Below are 4088 nucleotides of genomic sequence, written 5' to 3'. Positions count from 1 at the left end.
CCTTTCGAGTGGGATGTGAGAGTTTCCTCGAAGGACCCACGGTGACCGCGCCCCGTTCGGGCGGTACCGGTCACCAGCGGGCGTTACACCACTCTAAGGGGCACTACTCATTGAAGTGCGGCCTCGAGCAGAGGTCCATCGCCGCTGACCATCGCTGTATGTCCAAAGATGCGCCACGTCATGCTCGTGACCTGTGATGGTCACGGGCCTGCCGGCGCTCGCCGTCATGGCATGGCGGGGTCGATCTCCGCCATTCCAACCGACGCGTAAATGCGGCTGGCTGAAGGCGAAGTCCCTTCGCCGACGCGCAGGGCAATCTGGGTGTGTCCCTCGTCGTGACATGCCTGGGCACTGCGCTCCAAAAGGACGCGGCCGGCTCCGTTGCCTTGCCACCGCGGATCGACGAATAGATCGATCACGAAAGGACATTCGAGCTTCGGGTCCCACGGAGATCGTTCCACCACGAGGATCGCCCCGACCAGATCATCGCGGTGATGCGCGCAAAGCGAAGCTTCTGCCAACAGAATGCCGAACTCTCCGGCAAAACTTTCGAGCATCTCCGTCCGCGCTTCGTCGAGGTTCGATGCGCCGATGCCGGGCGGGTATGCACGGTGATAGGCCTGTGCCAGGGCGTCTACGTCCTGCACCGTGACCGGTCGGTAGTTGAACTGGCTGGTACCGGCATGGAGTGAGGGTGCGATCGTCGCGCAATCGCCCATGAGAGTTGCAGAAGGCATAGTGATCCCCTTGTAGCGGAATAGTGGACTCATTACTGAAGAGATGAGGCACAGCTACGAGCGGGTCACCCAACCACCATATACGGCCGCGGCGACGCATTTCGGGCAAGCGACCTAGTCCTTGCGGTGTCAATTATCCGGAACGCGCAATGGTGTCCGTAACGCGTTCTATTTCGCGCCTGAGCCACCCAGCCGGAAGAGCGTGAACCCGCCGGTGCCTGCAATAAGTGCAAGTGGAAGCGAGCCGTCCGACCACGCTGGGCCGGTCCCGCTCACGGTAAGCCCGTTCCACCCGACACCGAGGAAAAGCATCAGCCCGACGACGGCGGGGGCCAGCACCTGCCGAACTGTCGCGTTCCTGCCGCGAACCCTGAGCGAACGGACCGATCCCGCCGCCAGGAGGGCTAGCAGGGTGCCCAGAACGACCGGAAACGCAGGAATACCAAGTAACTTCGTCGCGATCAGGAGCATCACCGCACACACCGGCAGTCCAAGCACCAGTAGCGCTGGCGCGCCGAAGAAACGATTCGTTGAGGTAGCTGATGACTGCGGTTCCACAATGCCTTCCGGTTGGACCCATCCAGTATTCCGCACGGGCCATGTATCGTGCTGCCCTCAGGCCGGCAGCGAGCCTTTTCGGATACGAATTGCAACCGTTGCCAGCACCACCGCGGCTGCGGCAATCGAGGCAGCGACCGCCGTCGTCGTCGACTCCGGCGCCATTGTCCTACCGACCGCGATCCAGACCAGACCCCAACCGATCGCCGCCGCGACGGCCAGCCGCCCATTGCCCTTCACTCCGAGCAACACTCCCACCAGAATGACGACGGCGAGCACCGCACCCGCCCAAATGCCGGGGCTGATGTTCCAGCCCATGAAGCCGGCCACCGACAGCACGGCGGCGATATTCGCACACACAGCGACGCAGACCCAGCCCAGATACAGGCCGAGCGTGCCGTCCACGATCACGGCTTCGAGGAGGGAGAGGGGTTTGCGGGACGTGTAGATACGGAATGTGACGGCAAGAACGGCCAGAAGCACAAGGATGATCGGCACGCTGAGGAAGAGGAGACCCGCCTGAATGGACAGGATCCAGGCCGCGTTCAACAGCATCGACCCGGCAACCCACCAACCAAGCCGGCGCTGGCGTTCGGATGCTCTCTGGGATGGCGCCCACTGGAGGACTGTGTACGCACCGAGGCCGGCGTAGATGACAGTCCAGATACTGAAGGCGGCGCCGGCGGGCGCCAGGAGGGTGGCGTCGGCGCTGAGTGCGCCACCGGCAGCCTGCGCAATCGGGGTCCCGCCAAAAGCCCCCGAACCTATAGCTGAACCAACAATGCAGAGGATGAACGCGGCGGTTACGCCGGTCTGTCGCGCGCGGTCGGAATTCACAAGACACTCCTAGGTAGAGTAGACTATCTCCACCATAGAACAATCAGTAGGACTAGTTAACTGCGGAGTGCTCGGAGGTAACGCCATCGGACCATGCGTTGCGCAGTCAGGAGTAAAGGGAAGAGCGCCCGCCACGGCTGCTGGGCGGACGCACGCGTGAGGGAGCGAACCGTCAGCAGTACTTCATCGCCGCGCCGGTGCACAATGAACGCTTCCTCCCCGCACACGGGATGGCCGGGCAGTGTGCGGTAGGAGAAACCGCTTCGATCGTGTTCCTGAATGACGGACGCGACTTCGATCGGTTCGCGGACGGTGAGTCCGAGCACCCGCGCGGTGACGATGAGCCGCTGGCCGGGATGAACGGGAACGTCCGAGTCCACGGTGAAGCCACTCCGGGTTTTCACCCGCCACAGCAGCACGTCTTCAGCGGCGCGCTGCCACGCCTGGTCGCCGTGTCCGACGACGACGGTGGCTTCCGTCCGGCGGTAAGCGCTGTCGGACGGAGGCCAGGCGGATAGCTCAGGGGCGGTCAACGCGATCAACAGACAGCCGGGATGTCATCAATGGATTGACTCGGGTTACCCCTGCCGCCCGGCTGATACTCACACCACTCCTCAAGGAATGCCTGCGAGAAGGCGTACACAATGGGCGCGGATGCAGCGACCACCAGAATGATGGTCAAGCAAGCCAGTATCCAGGTTTTCCGCGGTGACTCACTCCGTCTCATCGCCACGAAGGACATTAGTCCGGCAGCGTACACGATGACAATCAGGACCTCCTGTGCAGCCTGAACCGAGGTTCCGGACCCGCTCACGGCTGAACCGATCATCGAAACAGCGAGGAGGGCCGTCGCGAGGGCGGGAAGGATCGCCAGCACGCACACAACAGTGGCCAGCAATTCGGCGATGCGTGGGCCTCCGCGGGTTCCCTTTGCCCTACGCGTGCCCAACGTATCCCCCTGTTTCATTATCGCGTCTGGGAATCAACCGGGACGGCGCTGCCATCCGCTCCGTCAAGAACGTACGTAACCTCGGAGCTATCAGGCCATCCGTCGACAAGGTCGTCCGGGAAGCCGGATTGCAAGGTCTCTACCGACAAGTGGTCGAGTTTCCCCTCGAAGACCTGCAACAGAATCTGCAGCGCGGTTCCGTCCTCGGCCTGGAACAGCGCCCGCACCGGGTATGTCTGATTGTGCGGAATCGCGCGCGGTAGCTCGTCCGGCACCCGGAACTGCACGGTCGGGCAGAACTCGTCATCCCAGTAAACCTCCCGAACCGCATCCAGTTGGGTGATCAGTTCACGAGCGCCAACGACGGCGGCCGCATGCAGCATGCCGTCGAGCAGTTGACGAACGGCCGGGTCAAGCGGCCTTAGCTGGTCCGGCTCATCAACGGAGATCTCCTCGAGTTCCTCTTTCCGGGCTGCGGCGCGGTCAGCCAGGAAGGTGACGAAGGTGAGTGCGGCAGCGCCCGCTGCCATCCACGCGCGTGGTTGCCTGATTCCCGCGGAGCGCAACTTCCGGGAGATGCGCGAATCAACTGCCTCACCGGCGTCGGCGAATCCCAGGGTCAGCGCGGCAGCCGCGAAACCGGCAACCGGCTTCAACGGGACCAACGTGGTGCTTTTCCGGTCAACCGTGAAAGCCACATAGAGGCCGGTCACGACGGCGGTCGCCACGTGCGCGGCGCGGCGCCTGTTGCCCTCAAGCTTCGACGTATCGAGAAGCGGCAGCGCGCCCATCAGGAAAGTGGAAGCGACGCCGAACGCGGGCGACGTCGGGTCGGTCGGTGAAGTTGACGGCACGGCGGTTCCTCGCTGACTGGTTGACGGCAGGCTACGAGTGTATCTAGGTGCGTGTGTCGGTAGTGGTTTGACCGTCTCGCAGGGTTGAGCGCTGATTGCCGGGCCGCAGTCCGTTGTCCTGGAATTGGTGACCGGATACCGGTTTGCGGGGAC

Annotated in this window: 6 protein-coding genes; all 6 read right to left on the bottom strand. The window is 63.3% G+C overall.

Going from position 1 to position 4088, the window contains the following annotated elements; all coding sequences use genetic code 11:
• Positions 1–224 precede the first annotated feature (224 nt).
• The 6 genes from ACX80C_RS19245 to ACX80C_RS19220 all read right to left on the bottom strand — a co-directional run bounded on the left by ACX80C_RS19245 (position 225) and on the right by ACX80C_RS19220 (position 3935).
• Positions 225–737 carry a GNAT family N-acetyltransferase gene (locus tag ACX80C_RS19245; RefSeq protein WP_459328074.1) on the bottom strand — a complete coding sequence of 171 codons (513 nt, stop codon included), beginning with the start codon at positions 735–737 and terminating at the stop codon, positions 225–227.
• A gap of 168 nt (positions 738–905) precedes the next feature.
• Positions 906–1331, bottom strand: coding sequence for a hypothetical protein (locus ACX80C_RS19240; RefSeq protein WP_459328073.1), 426 nt, complete (start codon positions 1329–1331; stop codon positions 906–908).
• 21 nt (positions 1332–1352) lie between these two features.
• The gene (locus ACX80C_RS19235; protein ID WP_459328072.1) at positions 1353–2132 is read right to left on the bottom strand and encodes a TspO/MBR family protein; all 780 of its coding nucleotides are present in this window, start codon (positions 2130–2132) and stop codon (positions 1353–1355) included.
• Positions 2133–2188: 56 nt separating this feature from the next.
• Positions 2189–2665: a DUF1990 family protein gene (locus ACX80C_RS19230; RefSeq protein ID WP_459328071.1), complete on the bottom strand. Its 477-nt coding sequence runs from the start codon at positions 2663–2665 to the stop codon at positions 2189–2191.
• A 5-nt stretch (positions 2666–2670) separates the two neighbouring features.
• Entirely contained in the window at positions 2671–3081 is a 411-nt protein-coding gene (locus tag ACX80C_RS19225) for a hypothetical protein (protein WP_459328070.1), read from the bottom strand.
• Positions 3082–3098: 17 nt separating this feature from the next.
• Positions 3099–3935 (bottom strand): hypothetical protein, encoded by an 837-nt coding sequence (locus tag ACX80C_RS19220; protein WP_459328069.1) that lies wholly within the window; start codon positions 3933–3935, stop codon positions 3099–3101.
• Between the last annotated feature and the right edge of the window lie 153 nt (positions 3936–4088).

This window comes from Arthrobacter tecti (assembly GCF_054511355.1).
Note: the sequence above shows the minus strand (reverse complement) of the source record. Positions and strands in the feature narration are given on the sequence as shown.